The sequence below is a fragment of the Arcanobacterium ihumii genome (assembly GCF_900604515.1).
Lineage (GTDB): Bacteria > Actinomycetota > Actinomycetes > Actinomycetales > Actinomycetaceae > Arcanobacterium_A > Arcanobacterium_A ihumii.
In genome coordinates this window covers 98,615-119,928 of the sequence record NZ_UWOS01000003.1, presented here as the reverse complement: position 1 = coordinate 119,928, position 21,314 = coordinate 98,615, and the positions used below count along the sequence as shown (strand labels likewise).

The following is a 21,314-nucleotide window of genomic DNA, read 5'->3' as shown; positions in this document are numbered from 1 at the left end:
TTAAGCCCAGTCAGGTTGAGGAATTGAATCCAACAGTCGTCTAAATGATTGGACCCGTTGTTGAGTTGTGGAATCGGTAACTGAATCGAGTGCACATTCAATGGCTCCCTCAGCGTGACTGCAGCCTCTTGGGCATTCTTCCGAAATGTTGGCGAGGTCCGGGAAACCACGTAACAAATCGTCTGCACCTACATGTGCTAAACCGAATGTTCGCACTCCAGGCGTGTCTATAACGGTTCCGCCGTCGTCGAGGTGAAAAGCCATCGCCGACGTTGAGGTGTGGCGGCCACGCCCTGTTACTGCGTTGACGTGTCCAGTTTCCCGTCCGGCAGATGGAACTAAAGCATTAATCAACGTGGATTTTCCCACACCCGAATGTCCTACAAACACCGAGACGTGATCCCTAAGTACATCACGGACGACGCCGAGCTGTTCCTCATCGAGGTTTTCTTCCGTTTCGTGTGTATTGAGTCGAGATACGACGACGGTTAGGTCTATTCCAGAGTAGTGGTCGATTAGGGGTTGGGGATCGGCAAGATCGGCTTTGGTAAGTAGCAAGATTGGTCTCATGCCAGCCTCAAGTGCCGCCACGACGCAACGATCAATCATGCCGGTACGAGGCTCGGGCTGTGCTAGAGCAGTAACTATAACCAGCTGATCGGCATTTGCGACGATCACTCGTTCGTTTCCAGCGGCTTCGCCTTCTTCGGCGGTGCGTCTTAGCGCTGTGCTTCGGTCGTCTACTTGGGTAATGCGCGCGAGTGAATCCTTCTTCCCAGATAAATCCCCGACCATGGCGCAAATATCTCCGACGGCGACCGAGCCGCGCGGAAGCTCGCGTGCCTTGACTGCGACTACATCCACGCCGTCGTCGAGCATTCGAACGTGGTAGCGGCCACGATCAATTCTAAAGACGCGGCCACGCTTTGCTTTGGTGTAATCGGGGCGAACTTTGGTACGTGGACGCGAGGGTTTTCCTGGTCGTACACGGACGCGGTAGTCATCGGTTCCGATGTCACGCCTGCTCAACGTAGCATCCCTTCCCACAGCTGAACGAAATCTGGTAGCGTCTTCGACGTCGTTTCTATATTGTTGACGCTAACTCCGGGTATTCGAAGGCCGACGATCGCGGCGAAAGTTGCCATGCGATGGTCTTCATATGATTCGAGGTAGGCGGCTTTCGTTTCTCTATTGTGGCAGTTGGCAGGAATAATCACTAAATCGTCGCCGTCAACGAATGCCTGTGCACCTAGTTTTGTGATTTCCGTGGACAGCGCAGTCAAGCGGTCAGTTTCGTGCCCGCGGAGCTGACCAATATCGCGTAACCGGGATGTTTCCTTCGCAAAGCAGGCCACGGCTGCCACAGTTGGTACAAGTTCGCCGATGTCATGAAAATTCATGTCAATACCCGAGATTTTGGCTCCGGCGTTGAGCTCAAGGGTTGCAGTAGAGTGGTCTGGTGCTGTGCCATAGTGGGCAATAAGCCGGCACTGTGCTCCCATTTGGGTGAAAATTTCCCGATAGGCATCGCCCGGTTGGGTGGTGCTAGTGGGCCAGTGTTCGATTCGTACTTTCCCACCGGTAACCATTGCAGCGGCGAGGAACGGACCAGCATTGGAAAGGTCTGGTTCGACGACGACGTCTCTTTGCCGGATCACGCCTGGTGATACACGCCAGTGGCCCGAGGATTCGCTTACGGTTACACCAGCTTTGCGAAGTAGATCGATCGTCATGGAAATATGAGGTGCTGATGGTACGGCATCGCCGATGTGGAGAATCTCAATTCCGTCTTCAAAGCGTGCTCCTGTCAACAGTAACGCTGAAATGAATTGGGACGACGACGAGGCATCAATCTGTACACGACCACCTCTGACCGAGGGGTCACCCACAATTGCAAGGGGGAGGGTTGCGCCAATACCGAGGCTGTCCGGTTCGGTAAGAGAGGAAATCTTAATGCCGAGTTGCGTGAGAGCTTCGATCGTTGTTTTCATTGGACGCAACCGAGCTTGGGGATCGCCGTCGATAGTGGTTTTACCTGGCGCTAGGGCGGCAATTGGCGGGATGAAACGCATGACGGTTCCAGCTAGTCCACAATTTATTTTCCCAGCATGCAATGGGCGGGGAGTAACAGTCCAGGCGTCGTTACGCTCCAAAATATCTACGCCAAGGGAGCGTAGCGCATCTGCCATCAGTCGGGTATCTCGAGCGATGAGCGGATTATAGATGTCTACTTGGTTCTCGCTTAAAGCAGCGAGAACCAAGTATCTATTTGTTAATGATTTTGATCCGGGAATCGTGACGGTCGCATCGATTGGACCTGAAGTTGGCGCGTGCCAAGTGGTCAACGGCTAACTCCCAATTCTTTTGCTTTTGATTCAACAGAAGCTGCAACGTTTCCAGCCGAATCGCTAAGCTCGTGTGTCCACTTATTGAGTCTCCATGCCACCGATGGTTTTCCTTCGCGGTCAGTAGAGGCGATGAGGGCTCCACCGATTAGGCCCGCCGCGCTGGCAAGGTTGAGGAAATCTTTACGTTGATCAGCGCCGTGGTGTTCCCAGAAAGGGTTGTTCGCCAAGGCAAGTGGAACTTGGAGTGCGCCTAGCAGTCCTGTAGATAGACGGGGCAAGCGTGAATGCGAAAGAGCAAGCCCGCAAGCGATCATTGTGGCACCTGTTCCGCGGGTAACCATGTCTGTAACCTTATCCGTAGGTGCTTGGATTCCGAACTTAGCTACTAGATCGTATATCTTGCGAGCACGTTCACGGTGTGATTCAGGCTGAATCGCGGCATCAAATCCAGCCAAAATGAATGGAGCGGCAAGCATTGGGCGAGCGATGGTGCGCAAGACACTCATGGGAGGTCCCTTCCGTAATATTTGCGTTTTCTTAATTCTAACGTTTTTACGGCGTGAGGATTGCTCAATATTATTTCGCTTAAGAAAATTACTTTTCTGCTTCGTTTTCCTTAATGATTTGGTCCAACGGCTGATAATGCTCATCAATTGCCTCAATATAAGCAGCTAAGTCTCCAGCTTCTGCGGCATCGAGCATCTTCTGGTGAGATTCAGCGGTATGGATGAGGCCAACCGACTGGTTATGAACAAGTTCAGGAAGAATTGCTTGGTGAACTAGCCACATTGCCTGCATTAATTGTTCGATAAGGTCATTATTCAATGAACGTAGCAACGCGGTATGGAAAGCGATGTCCTCATCAGAGAACAATTCGTTCTTCCGCGCTTTTTGCGTCATTTTATCTACGAGTTCTGAAAGCTGAGGATTCGAGGTCCCCTTCATATTTGCGACGATTTCTTCAGCAACACCCAAGTCGATGTACCTCCTAGTAGCGACGATTGTGCGAAGTGACCTCGTGCCTTGGGTGTGATCAAGTGCGTTCTTCAACACCAGTGTTTCCACCAGGGGCTGCATTGACATCTGCCCGACGACGGACCCGCGTCCCTGGCGGACAGAAATAATATCGAGAGCCTCTAATTTTCGAAGAGCTTCGCGCACAGAGGAACGTGAAACGCCAAGATCGGCACAGAGCTTCGCTTCGGTCGGGAGAGGGTCTCCGGTGGTGAGTTGATGGCGAAGAATGTAGGCCTTGATGGCATCCATAGTTGCATCAAGCCTATTAACCGCCAGCATAGGAGGGATTTCCGTGCCGGTCAGATTTGGACGCAAGTAATCTGCTGTTACCACTTGCTTAAATTTGTCAGACATCATACGATAAGTATACCGACCGGAACCCTCCGGTGTCACTCAAAGGAGAGGACAAATAAATGCGTCTTTCAAAACGTTTGGCGAAAGTCTCGGCTATCGTCGGTGCAGCTGCACTTACGCTTACTGCATGTGGTGGTGGCGACTCCAGCGATGCTAAGAAGGCTCCTGCCGACTCTGGAAAGCCAAGTGGCCAAATCAACCTTGGTGTTGCATATGAAACCACGAACTACCACCCTTCCAACACGTCGTCGGCTCTTGCTATGGGTACGAACTGGCATGTAGTTGAAGGTCTCTACGAATTTGATATGGCCGACTACAAGGTTTATCCAGCACTTGCTAAAGATGAACCAAAGAAGGTTTCAGATACCGAATACGAAATCACCCTTCGTGATGGTGCAAAGTTCTCCGATGGAACTCCTGTTAAGGCAGAAGATGTAGTTTCATCCTACGGACGTACCACCGCTGAGAAGTCGATTTACAAGCAGTTCTTCGCTTTTGTTGATTCGGTTTCCGCAAAGGATGAAAAGACCGTCGTCGTTAAGCTTAAGTTCCCATTCGGAATGCTTAAGGAACGCCTCGTTGATGTCAAGGTTGTTCCAACCAAGGCAAGCGACGCAGACCTCACTGCAAAGCCAATCGGTTCTGGTCCATTCAAGTACGAAACCATTTCGAACACCCAGATTGTTGCTGTTCCAAATGAGAACTACAACGGCCCAATGCCTGCACGAGTAGAGAAGATGCAGTGGAGCATCCTCAAGGATGATTCTGCACGTCTTGCAGCTGCAGTCAGTGGCACCGTGGATATTATGGAAGCAGTTCCATCCGCGTCGGCAGAAAAGCTTAAGGCAGCTGGCTGGAAGGTTGAAGAAGTTCAGGGCTACAACAACCCATTCTTGATGTTCAACACCAAGAAAGCTCCTTTCAACGATCCTAAGGTTCGCCAAGCATTCCATTACGCAATCAACACCGATAAACTCATCGACTCCGTAATGGATGGCAAAGCTACCGCTGCAAAGTCCTTCCTCCCTGACACTAACGCCGCATTCAAGAAGGCAAAGGTTCAGTACACCTATGATCAGGCAAAGGCAAAGGAACTCCTCGCAAGCGCCGGCGCAACCAACCTTGAAATCACTTTGGTAACGACTGATCACCCATGGATTGCAAACCTTGCTCCACAGATCAAGGCTGACCTTGAAGCAGCCGGCGTCAAGGTCAATATCAAGTCGCAGGCATCTGCAGACGTTTACGCTAACTACGCTGATAACCCGAACTCTAACTACGACGCAATTCTTGCGCCTGGAGATCCTTCGGTATTCGGCGTCGACCCTGGCATCATCATCAACTGGTGGTACGGAGACAACGTATGGACCAAGCAGCGCGACGCATGGCAGACCTCAGCTCCTGACAAGTACGCGGCTCTCCAGAAGCTTGTGACCGAGGCAAGTCAGCTTTCAGGCGACAAGGCCAACGAGAAGTGGGGCGAAGTTCAGGACATGATCTCTGAAGAAGTTCCGCTTTACCCACTATTCCACCGTGTGATGATCACCGCTTACAACCCTAAGAAGCTCATGGATGTTAAACCAATTGGTACCACGGGACTTGAGGTTGTTGGAGTTTCGGCAGCTAAGTAACGCTTAGAAAACTCAAACCCGCGATTTATCTCCTGCCAGTTTTGGCGACATCGCAAATGTTGAGGAGGGACAGGAATGTCCTGTCCCTCCTCAACTGCGCTAAGAATCAAATTTTAGGAAGAATGAGGATCCATGAATAATCTTCTTCGACTCTTAGGACGAAGGCTCATTGCTTTGCCGATTATGGTTTTCGGCGTCACTATCCTCGTCTTTTTTATCATGGCATTATCGCCGATCGATCCCGCTTACACGGCTCTCGGCGAAAACGCTACCCCTGACGCACTCGAAGCATTCCGTCAGAGCCAGGGTCTAAATGATCCGGTCCTGCTCCAATACTGGCACTACATTGTCAATATGTTCCATGGTGACCTTGGCATCTACGGTGTCGGTGAAACAAACCGTGTGACTGACCTAGTAGGTGCTGCGCTTCCAGTAACACTTCAACTCACTTTCTTTGGCCTGATCTTGGCCGTAATCGTGGCATTCCCACTGGGAATCCTCGCGGCAATCTACCGCGATCGTTGGCCAGATCAAGTTATCCGCATTCTTTCCGTTATCTGCATCGGAACTCCATCGTTCTGGTTAGCAGTACTCCTGGTACTCGCCTTCGTTGGAAAGCTCCCGGTTTCAGGCGATCTCCCAGCGTTGTCCGAAGACTTTGGCGGTTGGTTCATGCGCATGCTGCTTCCGGCAGTTGCGCTCGCGATCCCTGTTATCGGACAGATGACGCGTGTTGTTCGTACTTCGATGGTTGAAGAACTGGATCGTGACTACGTCCGTACCGCTCTAGGTGCTGGAATTCCTAAGCGCGTAGTTATCGGTCGCAACGTTCTCCGTAACGCTTTGATCACCCCGGTTACGGTTCTTGGTCTGCGTGTTGGCTACCTTATGGGCGGCGCAGTTGTTATCGAAATTATTTTCTCCATCAATGGAATGGGCCAGGTGCTCATCAAGGGTATCCAAAATAACTGGGTGAACTTGGTCCAGGGAGGCGCACTCGTCGTCGCAATCGCGTTTATTATCGTGAACATCATCGTCGACATGCTCTACCTCCTTATCAATCCGCGTATTAGGTCGGTGTAGTGATGTCCAACAAAAAGAAGTTGAAGAAACTTACCCAAGAAAACGTGCGGTTCAGCAGAATCAAGAACATGAGTCTTGGCGCCAAGATCGCCATGACTGTGCTCGCAATTATCGCAGTGATCTCCGTGATCGCTCCGCTTATTGCCCCATATTCACCTGAAGAAATCTTCGATCGTTGGGTCGCCCCAAACGGCGAACATATTTTCGGAACCGATCACGTTGGCCGTGACATCCTTAGTCGTATCCTCTATGGTGGACGGTTCTCGCTCATCATCGGTTTGTGCGCGACCTTCATCGCTCTGTTCTTTGGAGCGATCATCGGTTCGGTAGCCGCAGTCGTCCGCAAGTCACTTTCCGAAGTAATCATGCGAATCATGGACATCATCATGGCAGTTCCTGGCATCGCCCTTGCTGCTGTAACCGTCCTCGTATTTTCGAAGCGACTCGAAGCAGACAATACGGTGGGTATCTTGGCCGTCATTGTTCTCTCGATCTCCTTCGTCTATATTCCACAGCTAGCACGTATCGTCCGTGCAAACGTCATGAGCGCTTATGGTGAAGACTACGTCCGTGCAGTCATCGTCTCTGGCGCGCGTGCTCCATGGATCTTGGTTAAGCACGTAATTCGTAACTGTGCGGCTCCAGTTTTGGTCTTCGCAACCGTCTTGGTTGCTGATGCAATCATCCTGGAAGCATCCTTGACCTTCATCGGTTCGGGTCTTCAGTCATCAATGGTTCCGACCTGGGGTAACGTTCTTTCCGATGCCTCGTCGAATATGTCAGTCATGCTCGGTATGTGGTGGACTGCCCTGTTCCCAGGTCTTTTCATCATGGTTACCGTTCTATGCCTGAATATCCTCTCCGAAGGAATCACCGATGCCATGGTTGCCGCTCCAAGCGGTGGCAAACTCCAAGATGCTCCATCTTCCGATTCGAAACGTGAAGCTGATCGTCTTCTCCTTGATCCCCGCCGCGCCTATGCAGAGCAGGCCGAGTCTCTCCAGGCTCGTATCGATTCCCTGCGTGCGGTCGAAACCCAACGTCATGATCGTTTCGTCTCCAATGGCGTTTCCGAGCCTTTGCTCGAAGTTCGTAACCTCTCGATTAAGTTCCCTCGTCACGGTGACGTTAACGTCGTTGACGATGTTTCCTTCTCGGTCCGTCCGAGCGAAACGATGGGGCTTGTGGGAGAATCCGGATGTGGTAAGTCCATTACCGCCCTTTCGATCATGGGTCTTATTGATCCGCGAGCACAGATCTCCGGTGAAGTCTTCTACGAAGGTAAGGACCTATTGAAGATGTCTGCAACCGAGCGTCAGGCTCTCCTCGGACACGAAATGGCAATGATCTACCAGGATGCGCTTTCCTCGCTTAACCCAGCAATGCTGATTAAGTCGCAGCTTAAGCAACTCACGAGCCGTGGGGGAACCCGTTCAGCTGAGGAACTACTTGAACTCGTAGGATTGGATCCAAAGCGTACGCTTGAGTCTTACCCGCACGAACTTTCGGGTGGTCAGCGTCAGCGTGTGCTGATTGCTATGGCGTTGACTCGCGATCCAAAGCTAATCATTGCCGATGAACCGACGACGGCACTTGACGTTACTGTTCAAAAGCAAGTTATCGCTCTTCTCAACGAACTGCGTGACAAGCTCGGATTCGCAATGATCTTCGTCTCCCATGATCTCGCGCTCGTTGCTGAAGTCGCTCACCATATTACCGTCATGTATGCCGGTCAAGTTGTTGAGCAGGCCCCAACCGCTGAGTTGCTCACGAACCCAGTCCACGAATACACCCGTGGACTCCTCGGTGCTGTTCTATCGATTGAATCCGGATCAGGTCGACTCCATCAGGTACCAGGAACAGTTCCATCTCCGCGTGATTTCCCAGCTGGTGATCGATTTGCTCCGCGTTCTTCGCACCCAGACTACGGCGCAGATATTCGTCCAGTTCTGAAGGAAGTAACGCCGGATCACTTCTATGCTGCTCTTCCACCGCGGGGTGCTCATGCGCTCCTCGCTGATGAACCCGTTGAAACTGCAGAGGAACAAAAATGACTGATATCCAGCCGATCATTGATCTGCAAAATGTCGAAGTAACCTTCAAAACTCGTACTGGTTCAATCTTCAAGCCCAATACGATTCAGGCCGTGCGTGGAGTAACCATGCAACTTAACCCCGGCGAAACCCTTGGTATCGTCGGAGAATCTGGATGTGGCAAATCAACCACGGCAAACGTTATGTGTGGTTTACAAGCGCCAACAGCTGGAAAGGTATTTTTCAAGGGTGCTGAGGTGACGAAGCGCACCGCTGAAAATCGCCGTCAAATCGGTCGCGTAGTGTCCGTCGTCTTCCAAGACCCAGCCACTGCCTTGAACCCACGCATGTTGGTTCAAGATCAACTTGCAGACCCATTGCGCGTTCACAAGATCGGAACTGAAGCCGAACGAATGAGGCGTGTTGAAGAGCTCATCTCGATGGTGGGACTCCCAAGCTCGGCCCTTGACGCACTGCCTGGTCAGCTCTCAGGTGGTCAGCGTCAGCGCGTTGCGATTGCACGTGCGCTCGCGATCCGTCCAGATGCGATCATTGCTGACGAACCGACGTCGGCGCTTGACGTCTCCGTTCGTGCACAGATCTTGAACCTCCTTACGGACCTCAAGCGTGACCTCGGTCTAGCGATGGTTTTCATCTCCCACGACATCCAAACTGTTCGCTATGTGTCTGATCGAATCGCCGTCATGAACGCAGGAAAAGTTGTGGAAGAAGGTCCAGCAGCTGAACTCCTCAATAACCCACAAGACCCTTACACTCGAAAACTCTTGGGCGCAGCTCCATCGTTGTTGCACCCGGTACTCTAAGGAGAAATCATGAACGCACCGTTGCGTGGCGTGGTGCCACCACTTGCCGTTCCACTAAAGAATCAAGAGATCGACGTTCCATCCTTGGAGCGTAACCTCAATCGCATGATCGACGCTGGGATTCACGGTATCTTCATCCTCGGTTCAACCGGTGAAGTTGCTTTCTCAACCTCGCAGCGTCGCGCTGAAGTGCTCGAACATACGATGCGAATTGTTAATGGACGTATCCCAGTCATCGCAGGTGTTATCGACACTGAAACCAGCCGCGTCATCGAGCATATTCGCCAAGCTGAGAGCTACGGAGTAGATGCCGTCGTGGCAACAGCACCGTTCTATGCGCTTCAGGGCATGGCCGAAGTCGAGCGTCACTTCCGTCTTCTTCACGAAGCAACCGACCTTCCGATCTGGGCATACGATATTCCAGTTTGTGTTCACACTAAGCTCCCTGCTCAACTCCTAGTTAAGCTCGGTCAAGATGGTGTTATCGCCGGTGTCAAGGACTCTTCAGGCGACGACGTCGGTTTCCGTTTCCTTACCCGTATGAACGAAGAAGCAGGTCACCCACTCCAGCTCCTAACCGGTCACGAGGTCGTTGTTGACGGTGCCTACATGTCCGGTGCAGATGGCTCGGTTCCCGGTCTTGCTAACGTTGATCCACACGGCTACGTCCGTCAGTGGGAGGCTTACCAGCGCGGAGATTGGGAAGCAGTGCGTTCCGAACAAGATCGCCTAGCAGATCTCATGACCATCGTTATGGTTCAAGGGGTTCAAGGATTCGGCGCTGGGGTTGGTGCCTTCAAGACTGCTCTCATGCTGATGGGAGAGTTTGAATCCAACGAGATGCCAGAGCCTGTTCAGGCTCTCAGCGGTGACAACGTTGAATGGGTTCGCCAAGTCCTAACCAAAACAGGAATGTTGAGCTGAAAAGTCTAATAGCCGCAGTGCGGGCGGGAGAATGACATGGATTCATTAATTGCATTAGATATCGGTGGCACCAAGATTGGCTGGGGAATCGTTGAGATTTCCGTGCACTCTAACCTCCGAATCTCTGAATGTGGTTCCATTCCTACTCTCGCCCAGCGCGGCGGTGCCGATGTTGCACAGCGAATCTGTGCGCTGGTGAGTGAGCTTGTTTCTCAATACCCACATAGTCAAGGCGTTGCAATCGCAAGCGCTGGCGTCGTTGATCCTCGTACGGGAGTAATCGTTTCGGCGACGAACACGATGCCAGGTTGGGGAAGTACTGAACTTGCTGACCTAATTTCCAAAAATGTCCACCTTACGGTTCGGGTGCTGAACGATGTCCATGCGCACGGGCTGGGGGAGGCGCGACTTGGTGCTGGCCGCGATCATAATTCCACACTTTCTATCGCGGTCGGCACCGGTATTGGCGGCGCATTGGTAAACAATGGAAATGTCTACTACGGTTCGCATTTCCTTGCCGGTCACGTCGGCCATATCCATCACCATTTTGCACAGGGGCAACAGTGTTCGTGTGGTCGTAGCGGCCACATCGAAGCGATTTGTTCCGGTAGCGGAATCACCACCTGGTACAACGCGCGTCTAGAAGAAGAACATAATTACGATGCGTCCTGGGAAGGTCCCGTCGCCAACGGACGAGAGCTCCAAGAACGTGCCGACGCCGGTGCACCATTGGCGAAAAAATGTTTTGTTGAGTCTGGATTCGCTTTAGGTGAAGCAATCGCATCTTTGGCAAATTCCCTCGATCCTGCAATCATCGTTTTAAGTGGGTCAATGACTCGTTCTGGACAATTGTGGTGGGATGCTGTTCGCGGCGGTTACGATGGTTGTGCGATGGACGGCGTTGCCAATACCCCGGTAGTACACGGAGACCTTGGAGACGACGCTCCACTATTAGGGGCTGCTCTAAATTTTCTTCGCCGTTAAAATCGGTAATTTCTTTCCAGACGCTACAGCGATAGGATTTTCATGATGAACGAATTAATTGAGAGCTTACGAGGAACACTTATTGTTTCCTGCCAGGCATATCCAGGTGAGCCAATGCGTCACCCTGAGACGATGGCTCAAATGGCTGTAGCTGCGGAAATCGGTGGAGCATCGGCAATTCGCTGCCAGGGACTATCTGATATTTCCGCGATTAAAGGTCGCGTTAAGATTCCGGTCATCGGCCTGTGGAAGGAAGGCGATCACGGCGTTTATATCACTCCGACCCTCCGTCATGCACGTGCGTGCTCAATGGCAGGCGCAGATATTGTTGCCATCGATGCAACGAACCGTCCACGCCCAGATGGCCTTTCCTACACCGACACAGTTAAAGCCCTTAAAGATGAAGGTATTTTAGTGATGGCTGACTGTGGATCATTTGCCGACGCACAGGTAGCTGTTGCCGCAGGTACAGATATTATTTCTACGACGCTTGCGGGTTACACTCCCGACCGCCCTAAAACCGAAGGTCCAGACCTCGAACTCCTTACCGAAATTGCACGCGAGTTCCCAGACGTGCCTTTGATTTGTGAAGGACGCATCCATTCTCCCGAACACGCAGCTCAAGCGATGCAAGCCGGAGCTTTTGCGGTAGTGGTCGGAACTGCAATCACTCATCCAACATCGATCACCGGTTGGTTCCGCAATGCGGTGGTCGCGCCAAACAAATAATAGAAAAGCTGGTTAAGCATATGAAGGTGGGAATTTTCTCCGATGCGCACAAGGTCGGAGCCGAAGCAGCACGCATCGTTATTGAAGCAATGAATGGTGCAACTATACGTAATCTTGGAGTTGCAACGGGATCGACCCCGCTCAACCTGTACGCAGAACTCCGCAAGGCCCATGAAGAAGGAACATTTAGCCTCGCTGATGCCCGTGCCTTTGCGTTGGATGAGTATGTCAACGTTCCTGAAGATCATCCAGAGCGATACCGTAACGTTCTGCGCACTGAGTTGGTGGGCGACGATAAGACTGGTTTGAAGGATGAAAACCTTTTTACTCCAGATGGTAACGATTCTGACTCCTTGGTAGCCGCCGATCGTCACGACGCCGCAATCCGTGACAATGGCGGGGTGGAACTTCAAATCCTTGGAATCGGCTCAAACGGGCATATCGGCTTCAATGAACCTGGCACAGCTTTGACCTCGCGCACTCACGTGGACGTTTTAACTCGCCAGACTCGTGAAGATAACGCACGTTTCTTCGACGACGATATTTCCAAGGTACCAACTCACTGCATCACCCAGGGCTTAGGCACAATTATGGATGCTCGCTCTATTTTACTGATCGCAACTGGTTCGGCTAAGAAAGAAGCAGTTAAGGAACTTGTTGAAGGTGCAGTTTCAAGCTTTTGGCCTGCCACGATCCTTCAGATGCATCCGAATGTAACCGTACTCGTGGACAAAGCTGCGGCTGAACTCCTCACTCGCACAGACTTTTACAAGGATCGCTGGGAGACGCTATGAAGACCATCGAAGGTAAGGTTCTTAACGGTTTCGGCAAGCTTGTAGGTTCGGGAATCGTTTTGGATGACGACGGCGTACTGGTTGAGCTCTGTCCAGTGAGCGATGATATCCATGGTTGGATTACCCCAGGTTTGATCGATATTCACTGCCATGGCGGTGGTGGAGCCTCGTTCCCTGATGACCCCAACGATGCGGGTATCGAAACTGCTATTCGAACCCATCAAAAGTGTGGGACGTCGGGCATGCTGGCTTCCTTGGTTTCGATGGTTGATCCGGTTCCAGCGATCGAAGCTCTTGTTCCTTGGTGTGAGAAAGGGGAGTTATTGGGAATTCATCTTGAGGGCCCATATATCTCTCCTCATAAGTGTGGCGCCCAGAACCCTGCCGCTGTGCGTAACCCCGATATGGAAGAGCTCAGGGCATGGCTCGAAGCCGGGCGTGGATGGATTCGTACGATGACGATCGCTCCTGAAGTCGAAAATGCACAAGAAGCCGCTGAACTGTTGCTTGAATTTGGTGCTGTTCCATCGTGGGGTCACACTTCGGCACTTGGCGCACAGGCCCTGGAACGTTTGCGTGCAACCGCGGAATCGGGAAGTGCTCGTAGCTTTGGACGGCCTGCTCAAACAGCTACTCACTTGTTTAACGCTATGCCTCCTTTAGCGCACCGCGAGCCGGGTCCGGTACGCGAGTTCATCCAAGCAGCTCGACGCGGTGAATGCGTTGTTGAATTAGTGGCGGATGCAGTTCATCTTCATCCCGATCTGGTTTCGGACGTAACCGAATACGTAGGTGCCTCACCAGCTGGAGAACTCGGCGTCGTCTTCGTTACCGATGCTATGGCGGGTGCTGGTATGGCAGATGGTGACTACGAACTAGGTGGACTGCCAGTAACTATTGTCGACGGCGTCGCACGCCTCACGGAAGGCGGCGCTATCGCAGGTGGAACCGCTCGCCTCTCCGATGAGATCAAGCGCATGGTGACTTGCGGTGCGACAACTATGGAGCAGGCTGTGCGTGCATGCGTGGCGGCTCCCGCGGCGGCTTTGGGTATAGATAGTTCGGCGTGCGGAGTAACGATTGAGTGGACAGTCGGGGAGAGACCGTCATTCATTCATTTCACCGATGAGCTAGATGTCGCAGAAGTTTGGCGTGAAGGCGAAACAATTCGATAGTCTTTAGCCAACGGTTGATTTTCGATGCCTCGATGCATGAAGAAAATGCATCGAGGCATCGTTTTTCACGAAAGGAGAGTTGTGAGCACAACCGATATTTCGCGAGTGAGCGACGGCGAAGATGCTAAAGAACGAGCGGCGCGCTTTGAACATGACGTACTTCCTTATCTGGATCAGCTCTACGGTGCTGCCCTGCGGTTAACTCGCAAGCCTCATGATGCCGAGGATTTGGTGCAAGAAACGTTTGCGAAGGCATTTTCCTCGTTTCATCAGTACCAGCCAGGTACAAATTTGAAGGCGTGGCTGTATCGGATCTTGCACAACACCTTCATTTCCAACTACCGCAAACAGCAGCGACGTCCCGCGGAAGTAGATGGCGCGGAGGTGGAGGACTGGCAGGAGTATCAAGCTTCCACCCATGATTCCTCAGGACTGGCATCCGCTGAAGCTGAGGTACTTGATCGCTTGCCCAATACTGATATCAAAGAAGCACTTGAACAACTTTCACCGGAACGTCGCACAGTTGTATACCTGGCAGACGTAGAAGGTTTCTCTTATCAAGAAATTGCTGATATTACTGGCGTGCCAATAGGTACAGTTATGTCTCGACTCAATCGTGGAAGAAAACAGCTTCGTGAAATCCTCCATGATTACGCGGTGGAACTTGGATATACGACGGGAGGATCGAAGAAATGATGGATAGCGATAAACAAGACCAAAAGATTGATGAGCTTGTCGATCAGCTCGTCGAATGTAGTTCGAACCCTGATTGCGGTTGTAGTGACGTGGTTGAAAGCCTCTTTGAACTACTCGATCATCAAGTTCCGGAAGAACGCGCTCAAGTGTTGTACAGTCATGGCGAGGAATGCCCGCACTGTTCAGAGCAGATTGCAGCTGAAATGAAGATCCGGGAGATCGTACGACGTTCGTGTTGTGAAGAAGCTCCTGCTGAGCTTCGGACTCGAATTTCTAGGCTCGTAGTTCAGTACAGATACGAATCCTACGAATAATTGGTTTCAGCTAAGGTCGATGACCGGAGACTCGTCAAAGCTGAGTTCAGATTCACCCACCGTTGATGTGACGGATAGGGTGTTAATTCGCTAGACTTAGTAGCTGTCTAGCATCGCAAGATGCGTTACAAAGGAGAAAATTATGTCGAAGCGCGGAAACAAGCGTCGCTCCCGTAAGAAGAGCGGTGCAAACCACGGCAAGCGTCCAAACGCTTGAGAATGACTTAATGAGGGGCTCGATGAGCCCCTCATTTTATTACCTCAGAAATGAAGTGTTGGTGCATACCAGAGGTGTATTTCCGAAGAGCACCGAAGATATATTACTCGACGAAATTCTGTGGGTCTACACCAAGCCAACGATGCCAACCACGGTGAAGCACTAGCCATGCCATGAGTCCGTAGCCTGCTTGATGCGGAGTGTATCCACCAGAAATCGACATATCGGTGTTCCACTGCTCATGGTTGACGAGCGGTGCGAATGTTTCAACGTAGGGAACCGATCGACGTTCGCACACATCCGCGAAAGCATGAGAGAGGTCTTGTAGTTGACGTGCCGGAACATCGTGGCGAGGAGGAGGTCCGACGACGAAAGGCATGAGTTGCCGGCGTTCTGCATTGTCTAGGAGGTTGGCTAGGTAGAGGCGTGATCGTGCAGAACTTATTCCCGCATCGAGATCGTGAGAACCTAGACCAATTACCAAGCGATTTACTGAGTCTCGATCCAAGCGTGGTAAAACTTCAGTTTGCCAGCGATCGGTGAGCTGACCAGTATTCTCTCCAGGGAATGCAAGGGCTATCGGGGTCATTGGGGGATTGAGCGGCGTTCGGGCAATGATTCTGCCTACCCAGCCAAGGGCACGTGCGTCACCTTTGCCAGCAACGAGTTCATCGCCAACGAAAAAGACTCGTAATTCTTGCACACTCGCTCCTTCTAATCCGAATATGGTTGTTGGCGGCAAATATCATTTGCCGCCAACAACCAGTTTACAGTTTTATTTGTTCAGCCTGTTATTTTAGCGATCAAACGCCGAAGCTAGAATCTGAGCATTTTGTGACTTGTGGATTGCTGCGAGTCCAGTTGACGGAGCTGCCGCGTGTGGTCGTGAAATCCGGCGAACCGAAATTCCCATCGTCGGGAACATTTCGAGAGCAAGGTGTGACCAAGCACCCTGGTTTGCTGGCTCGTCCTGAACCCACAAAAGTTCAGCTCCGGGGTACCTTGCTAGCTCAGCCGAAAGATCTTCGACAGGGTTAGGGTAGAGCTGTTCAACACGAACAATCGCCGTGGAGGTGTCTCCACGTTTTGCGCGCTCGTCCAGTAGATCGTAATAGAGGCGTCCCGTGCACAACAGGACCCGATCCACGTCCTTGATCTCGGAATTCGTTTCACCAATTACTGGCTGGAACCGGCCTTGAGTAAAATCTTCAACCGAGGAAACCACACCTTTACGTCGCAAGAGTTGCTTGGGCGTGAACGCAATAAGCGGCTTGCGAGGTCGTGCAAATGCTTGGCGACGCAACAAATGGAAGTGGTTTGCTGGCGTTGACGGCTGAACCACGAGCATATTGTCCTCAGCACAAAGCTGGAGGTACCGTTCGATTCGCGCAGAGGAATGGTCTGGCCCTTGACCTTCATATCCGTGTGGAAGCAACATAACCAGTGAGCTCTTCTGGTTCCACTTCTGTTCAGCTGAAGAAATGAATTCATCGATAACCGTCTGAGCACCGTTGGCGAAGTCGCCGAACTGAGCTTCCCAAAGTACCAGGGCATCCGGGCGCTCAACTGAGTAGCCATATTCGAATGCGAGAACCGAGTATTCAGAAAGTGAGGAGTCGTAGATCGCGAGATGTGCCTGGCTATCAGTTAGCCCCTCGAGTGGCGTCCATTCCGCTCCGGTTGCATTGCAGTGTGCAACCGCGTGACGCTGAACGAATGTGCCACGACGTGAGTCCTGACCCGAGATACGGACCGGAACTCCATCGATCAATAGGGAACCAAAGGCGATGAGCTCGCCAAATCCCCAGTCAATTCCGCCTTCGCGCGCCATCTTGTTACGGCGATCGAAGAGCTGTTCTATCTTGCGATGCAAGCTGAAGCCTTCTGGCGGAGTGGTGTGGACATCGCCGATTCGTGCAAGAACCGCTGGTGAAATCGCTGTTTCCCAACCAACCAAAGTTGTGTCTTCTTCCGCGCCTGGATTAGGAAGACCAAGAATTTCGGCAGCGGATTTTCCAGCTTCTTTCGCTGTATTTTCCGCATCGCGAACCTCGGCGAATGCGCCGTCTAGCGTTGCTTGGAAATCTTGCTCAACCGTGGCAAGCTGTTCTTCAGATAGCTCGCCACGACCAAGCAATGCCTCGGTGTAGAGCTGGCGCGTGGAACGCTTGGAATCAACCAGCGAGTACATGATTGGCTGCGTCATCGAAGGATCGTCACCTTCGTTGTGTCCGCGTTTGCGGTAGCAGGTGATATCGAGTAGAACGTCCTTCTTAAACTCTTCACGGTATTCGTAGGCCATGCGAGCCATTCGTACGACCGCTTCGGGATCATCACCGTTTACATGGAAAATCGGTAGCTGCAGACCCTTTGTGATGTCCGTTGCATAACGAGAAGAACGGGCCGACGACGGTGCGGTCGTGAATCCGATCTGGTTGTTGACGATCACGTGGATTGTTCCACCCGTGCGGTATGCAGGAAGCTGTGAGTAGTTAAGAACTTCGGTTACTACGCCTTGGCCGGCGAAAGCCGAGTCGCCGTGGATCAAGATCGGGAGAACACCGTATGCATCTTCACCGGCATCCATATGATCAATCTTGGCGCGTACCACACCTTCTAAAACTCCGTCGGCGGCTTCGAGGTGGGATGGGTTAGCTGCGAGGTATACACCGACGGTATCTCCACTTGGGGAGGTGTACATACCTTCGGTGCCCAAGTGGTACTTAACGTCTCCTGAACCCTGGACACTATTTGGATCAATGAGCCCGTCAAACTCGGTGAAAATTTGCTTGTACGATTTTCCAGCAATATTCGTCAACACATTGAGTCGACCACGATGTGCCATCCCAATGGCGACCTCGGAAAGGCCATCTTCAGCGGCACCGTCGAGGATAGCGTCGAGAGCTGGGATCAAAGATTCGCCGCCTTCGAGTGAGAAGCGCTTTTGCCCAACGTACTTCGTCTGTAAGAAGGTTTCAAAAGCTTCTGCCTCGTTGAGTTTTTTCAAGATTTGAAGTTGCGTGTCCTTTGGAGTCGGATCAGCAGGGCGCTCCAGCCTCTCTTGGAACCAGCGACGCTGTGCTGGATCTTGAATATGCATGTACTCGATGCCAACCGTTCGGCAATACGCCTCGCGGAGTTGATCGAGGATTTCGCGTAGCGTCAAATGAGAGGTTCCTGCAAACCCGCCAGTTGGGAAGGAGCGATCCAGATCCCACAGAGTCAGTCCATACGAACGGAGCTCAAGGTCTGGGTGACGTCGAATATGGAAAGAAAGTGGATCGGTATCTGCAATGAGGTGACCACGAGAACGGTAGGCGTGAATTAGCTCAGCGATACGCGCTGGCTTTCCAAGCTCGCGCTCGGCGTCGTATTCAACATCCTTTTCCCATCTAAACGGGCGGTAGGGGACGCGAAGCGACATATAGACGCGGTCATAGAAGCCATCGAGACCGAGCAGCTTTTGCTCGAGCAGGCGTAGGAAGCGTCCCGACGTAGCACCCTGAATAACTCGATGGTCATAGGTTGAAGTCAGGTGCACGACTTTCGAGACGCCCATGCGTGCGAGGGCTTCGTCGGCAGTGCCCTGGAACTCTGGAGGGTAAGTCATTGAGCCAACGCCTACGATCAAACCCTGTCCATTCATGAGCCGCGGAATGGAGTGAACTGTGCCCAATCCGCCTGGGTTGGTGAGTGAAACGGTGGTGCCCTGGTAGTCATCTAAGGTGAGTTTATTGTTACGTCCTCGCTCTACTAAGTCTTCATATGCGTTAAAGAATTGGGAGAAAGTAAGAGCTTCGGCTTGTTTAATATTTGGAACAACTAAGGTTCGCGAACCATCTGGTTTCACCACATCGATAGCTAAGCCGAAGTTAATGTGTGCGGGTTTTACAAGGGTGGGTTTGCCTTTTTCATCGAGTTTGTAGGAGTTATTCATCTCGGGCATTTCGGCGAGTGCTTCAACCATTGAATAGGCGATCAGGTGGGTGAAGGATACTTTTCCACCGCGAGTGGTTGATAGATATTTATTAATAACCATTCGGTTATCGAACATAATCCGCGCAGGTAGGCTACGAACCGACGTAGCAGTTGGGATGCTGAGTGAGGCATCCATGTTCTTGGCTAGACCACGATCAGCGCCCTTCATCGTGATGAATTCATCTTCATCCGGCGTTGACTCCTCAACGCGTGGGCGAACATCGTAGGACTTCACATACGGAGTAAGTGCTGGTTGTGCTGCTGAACGGGGCTGGGGAGGTAAGTCCGAACGTGTGACGTTCGTGGATTGAGTTGTTTCACGATCGGCTTCTTGTAAACCCCGGTGGTGCTGGGAAATGCCTTCAAGTGTACTGTCCTGTGGATGCTCAGCCTTTTGAGTCGGGCGCCCTTCGTTTTCCCAACGCCTAAACATATCCAACCACTGTGGACCAACGCTTGAGCGATCCTTGAGATACGCCGCGTAGAGATCTTCAATAAATCCCTGGTTTGGTCCGAATTCTTCACTACCTTGTGACATCTGTTTCCCACCCTCAATCTTTTGGGATATTCCTTCCTCTCCATCTTAGTGACTTTGGTCCTGTTCCTGTGAATCATTTTCGGTTTCTGACCTCATTTACTCCCGAGAACAAATGTGGCGCGGTGATTCGTCAAGAAAGCGTATAGAGCGATCAAAACCTTGGTGATGATCTCTTTATGAATGGGTAGAAAATGGTTGAAATGACGAATAATAAAATTCATAATAAATCGCCAGAAAATGCTTGTGGTTTGATTCACTGGTCCAATTGTTATTTTCTGTAGCATAGTTGTTATCAAACCGTTATGATCAAGTGTGGATCTAAAAATTGCGTCATCTAATACTCGGATCTGAATCACAGCATTTCCATCTAAGGAGTACGTCTTGACGACTAGCGTCAATGAAAAGCGGTCGCTTCCTTCCCGCCGCGAGCTGCGTATAGCTGCTCAGCGTGAAGCACAAGAAGCAACCCTTCGTACTCGTTCTGGTCGCGCACGCAGTGCTTCCGTTATGGATGACGACGCGCGAGCACGTCGTCTTCAAGAAATGCTGGAGCGTTCGCAGGCGCAAGGCACACAAACTCAACGCAGTCATCGTCTTGCAATAAAGCAAACGGAAGCAGTCGCGGTTAAAGATGCTGTTGTGAAAGTTGCTTCTCCAGCAGGTGACAATGAAAAACCACCTGTACTCGCGATCGAAGAATCTGAAGTGCTCGTTGAAGAGGCCTTGGCTGAATGTGAAGCTCAAGAGCGAATTGAGTGCGAAGGCGAACAGCTTACCGAGGCGCTCCCAGTGCTCAAACATGCAACTCCACAGCTTTTCCGTTCCAGGATCACTTTTAATAAGAAGTTTGGTCGAAGCAATGTTTCGGCAATTATGGATCGGGTTCGTGCGGGTAAGACTTCTCCAATATTAGTTGGAACTGGGGTTCTTTCCGCGGTTGCGCTTGTATCTACTGGGGTGCTTCAGATCCAAGACGCAGTTGGTGCTCAATCCACCACCGGTCAAAACTCGGTCCTGAATTCTGTGCATGTATCCTCTACATGGCATACCCCGGAAACCATTCTTGCTAAAGATGGCGCCGCGGATGGCGCTCGTCTACGTGCGGCTGAAGAAGCTGCTCAATCCGCTCAAACCCAGTGCATTCCGCAAACCGGTGCGAACTCTTTGGTGGGTTCTTTCGTGTCTGAGGGAAATGCGCTCTTTATGCCAATGAAAGCAGGAACGTATCGAGTTTCCTCTACTTTCGGGTATCGTTCGGACCCCTTCGGGTTGGGGGCGAAGTTGCACGAAGGTCAAGATTTTGCGGCCTCTGACGGAACTCCATTCTATGCCGTGGCTGACGGAAAAGTTCTCCATGCGGGTGCTGGTCTCGATGGAGCTGCCTCGAATATGATCGTTGTACAGCATGAGATCAATGGAAAGACTTTTACGTCCTGGTATCTCCACATGTGGAGCGACGGCATCCTCGTTAAAGAGGGAGATACCGTTAAAGCTGGCCAGAAGATTGGTTTAGTTGGCTCTCAAGGTCGCTCGACGGGACCTCACCTTCACCTCGAAATCCATCCAGGAGCTGGTACCGGCACCAACGCTGTTGAACCTATGGAATTCCTTAAGGCGATGGGTGCACGTGAACTCGGTCAAAGTTGCAACTAAAAGATGTAAGCAATCGGACAGA

The 21,314-nt window shown here is 51.7% G+C and carries 19 protein-coding genes; 13 read left to right on the top strand and 6 right to left on the bottom strand.

The features are described from left to right. From rsgA to EIH22_RS07890, 4 genes are all read right to left on the bottom strand, one after another. On the bottom strand, positions 1-1,029 hold the full coding sequence (gene rsgA / locus EIH22_RS07905; protein ID WP_124055273.1) for a ribosome small subunit-dependent GTPase A: 1,029 nt from the start codon (positions 1,027-1,029) through the stop codon (positions 1-3). After that, positions 1,026-2,345, bottom strand: coding sequence for a 3-phosphoshikimate 1-carboxyvinyltransferase (gene aroA, locus EIH22_RS07900; RefSeq protein WP_124055272.1), 1,320 nt, complete (start codon positions 2,343-2,345; stop codon positions 1,026-1,028). Before aroA ends, rsgA begins: the two co-directional genes overlap by 4 nt. After that, positions 2,342-2,854 (bottom strand): DoxX family protein, encoded by a 513-nt coding sequence (locus tag EIH22_RS07895; protein WP_124055271.1) that lies wholly within the window; start codon positions 2,852-2,854, stop codon positions 2,342-2,344. Before EIH22_RS07895 ends, aroA begins: the two co-directional genes overlap by 4 nt. Before the next feature lie 88 nt (positions 2,855-2,942). Continuing rightward, on the bottom strand, positions 2,943-3,722 hold the full coding sequence (locus EIH22_RS07890; protein ID WP_200829222.1) for a FadR/GntR family transcriptional regulator: 780 nt from the start codon (positions 3,720-3,722) through the stop codon (positions 2,943-2,945). A gap of 56 nt (positions 3,723-3,778) precedes the next feature. Here EIH22_RS07890 and EIH22_RS07885 point away from each other — a divergent pair, with 56 nt between their 5' ends. The 12 genes from EIH22_RS07885 to EIH22_RS09175 all read left to right on the top strand — a co-directional run bounded on the left by EIH22_RS07885 (position 3,779) and on the right by EIH22_RS09175 (position 15,123). Beyond that, positions 3,779-5,350: an ABC transporter substrate-binding protein gene (locus tag EIH22_RS07885; RefSeq protein ID WP_124055270.1), complete on the top strand. Its 1,572-nt coding sequence runs from the start codon at positions 3,779-3,781 to the stop codon at positions 5,348-5,350. A 132-nt stretch (positions 5,351-5,482) separates the two neighbouring features. Next, positions 5,483-6,433 (top strand): ABC transporter permease, encoded by a 951-nt coding sequence (locus EIH22_RS07880; RefSeq protein ID WP_124055269.1) that lies wholly within the window; start codon positions 5,483-5,485, stop codon positions 6,431-6,433. A gap of 2 nt (positions 6,434-6,435) precedes the next feature. After that, positions 6,436-8,487, top strand: coding sequence for a dipeptide/oligopeptide/nickel ABC transporter permease/ATP-binding protein (locus tag EIH22_RS07875; RefSeq protein ID WP_124055447.1), 2,052 nt, complete (start codon positions 6,436-6,438; stop codon positions 8,485-8,487). Continuing rightward, the gene (locus tag EIH22_RS07870) at positions 8,484-9,290 is read left to right on the top strand and encodes an ABC transporter ATP-binding protein (protein WP_124055268.1); all 807 of its coding nucleotides are present in this window, start codon (positions 8,484-8,486) and stop codon (positions 9,288-9,290) included. Before EIH22_RS07875 ends, EIH22_RS07870 begins: the two co-directional genes overlap by 4 nt. Positions 9,291-9,299: 9 nt before the next feature. Then, entirely contained in the window at positions 9,300-10,214 is a 915-nt protein-coding gene (locus EIH22_RS07865) for a dihydrodipicolinate synthase family protein (protein ID WP_124055267.1), read from the top strand. Between the two features lie 36 nt (positions 10,215-10,250). Beyond that, positions 10,251-11,198, top strand: coding sequence for an ROK family protein (locus EIH22_RS07860; protein ID WP_124055266.1), 948 nt, complete (start codon positions 10,251-10,253; stop codon positions 11,196-11,198). A gap of 45 nt (positions 11,199-11,243) precedes the next feature. Next, positions 11,244-11,927: an N-acetylmannosamine-6-phosphate 2-epimerase gene (locus tag EIH22_RS07855; RefSeq protein ID WP_124055446.1), complete on the top strand. Its 684-nt coding sequence runs from the start codon at positions 11,244-11,246 to the stop codon at positions 11,925-11,927. A gap of 20 nt (positions 11,928-11,947) precedes the next feature. Then, the gene (locus EIH22_RS07850; RefSeq protein WP_124055265.1) at positions 11,948-12,721 is read left to right on the top strand and encodes a glucosamine-6-phosphate deaminase; all 774 of its coding nucleotides are present in this window, start codon (positions 11,948-11,950) and stop codon (positions 12,719-12,721) included. Further along, positions 12,718-13,896 (top strand): N-acetylglucosamine-6-phosphate deacetylase, encoded by a 1,179-nt coding sequence (locus EIH22_RS07845; RefSeq protein WP_124055264.1) that lies wholly within the window; start codon positions 12,718-12,720, stop codon positions 13,894-13,896. The genes EIH22_RS07850 and EIH22_RS07845 overlap by 4 nt, the downstream gene beginning before the upstream one ends. 81 nt (positions 13,897-13,977) lie before the next feature. Further along, positions 13,978-14,592, top strand: a complete 615-nt coding sequence (locus tag EIH22_RS07840) for a sigma-70 family RNA polymerase sigma factor (RefSeq protein WP_235001831.1) — start codon at positions 13,978-13,980, stop codon at positions 14,590-14,592. Beyond that, positions 14,589-14,906: a mycothiol system anti-sigma-R factor gene (rsrA, locus tag EIH22_RS07835; RefSeq protein ID WP_124055263.1), complete on the top strand. Its 318-nt coding sequence runs from the start codon at positions 14,589-14,591 to the stop codon at positions 14,904-14,906. Before EIH22_RS07840 ends, rsrA begins: the two co-directional genes overlap by 4 nt. Before the next feature lie 142 nt (positions 14,907-15,048). Continuing rightward, positions 15,049-15,123, top strand: coding sequence for a 50S ribosomal protein bL37 (locus EIH22_RS09175; RefSeq protein ID WP_376988485.1), 75 nt, complete (start codon positions 15,049-15,051; stop codon positions 15,121-15,123). Positions 15,124-15,226: 103 nt separating this feature from the next. Here EIH22_RS09175 and EIH22_RS07830 read toward each other — a convergent pair whose 3' ends face one another. Beyond that, entirely contained in the window at positions 15,227-15,826 is a 600-nt protein-coding gene (locus EIH22_RS07830) for a GDSL-type esterase/lipase family protein (RefSeq protein WP_124055262.1), read from the bottom strand. A 93-nt stretch (positions 15,827-15,919) separates the two neighbouring features. Further along, entirely contained in the window at positions 15,920-19,639 is a 3,720-nt protein-coding gene (locus tag EIH22_RS07825; RefSeq protein ID WP_124055261.1) for a multifunctional oxoglutarate decarboxylase/oxoglutarate dehydrogenase thiamine pyrophosphate-binding subunit/dihydrolipoyllysine-residue succinyltransferase subunit, read from the bottom strand. A gap of 381 nt (positions 19,640-20,020) precedes the next feature. Between EIH22_RS07825 and EIH22_RS09115 the strand changes: the two genes are divergently transcribed. Beyond that, positions 20,021-21,292, top strand: a complete 1,272-nt coding sequence (locus EIH22_RS09115; RefSeq protein ID WP_124055260.1) for a M23 family metallopeptidase — start codon at positions 20,021-20,023, stop codon at positions 21,290-21,292. The last annotated feature ends 22 nt before the right edge of the window (positions 21,293-21,314 follow it).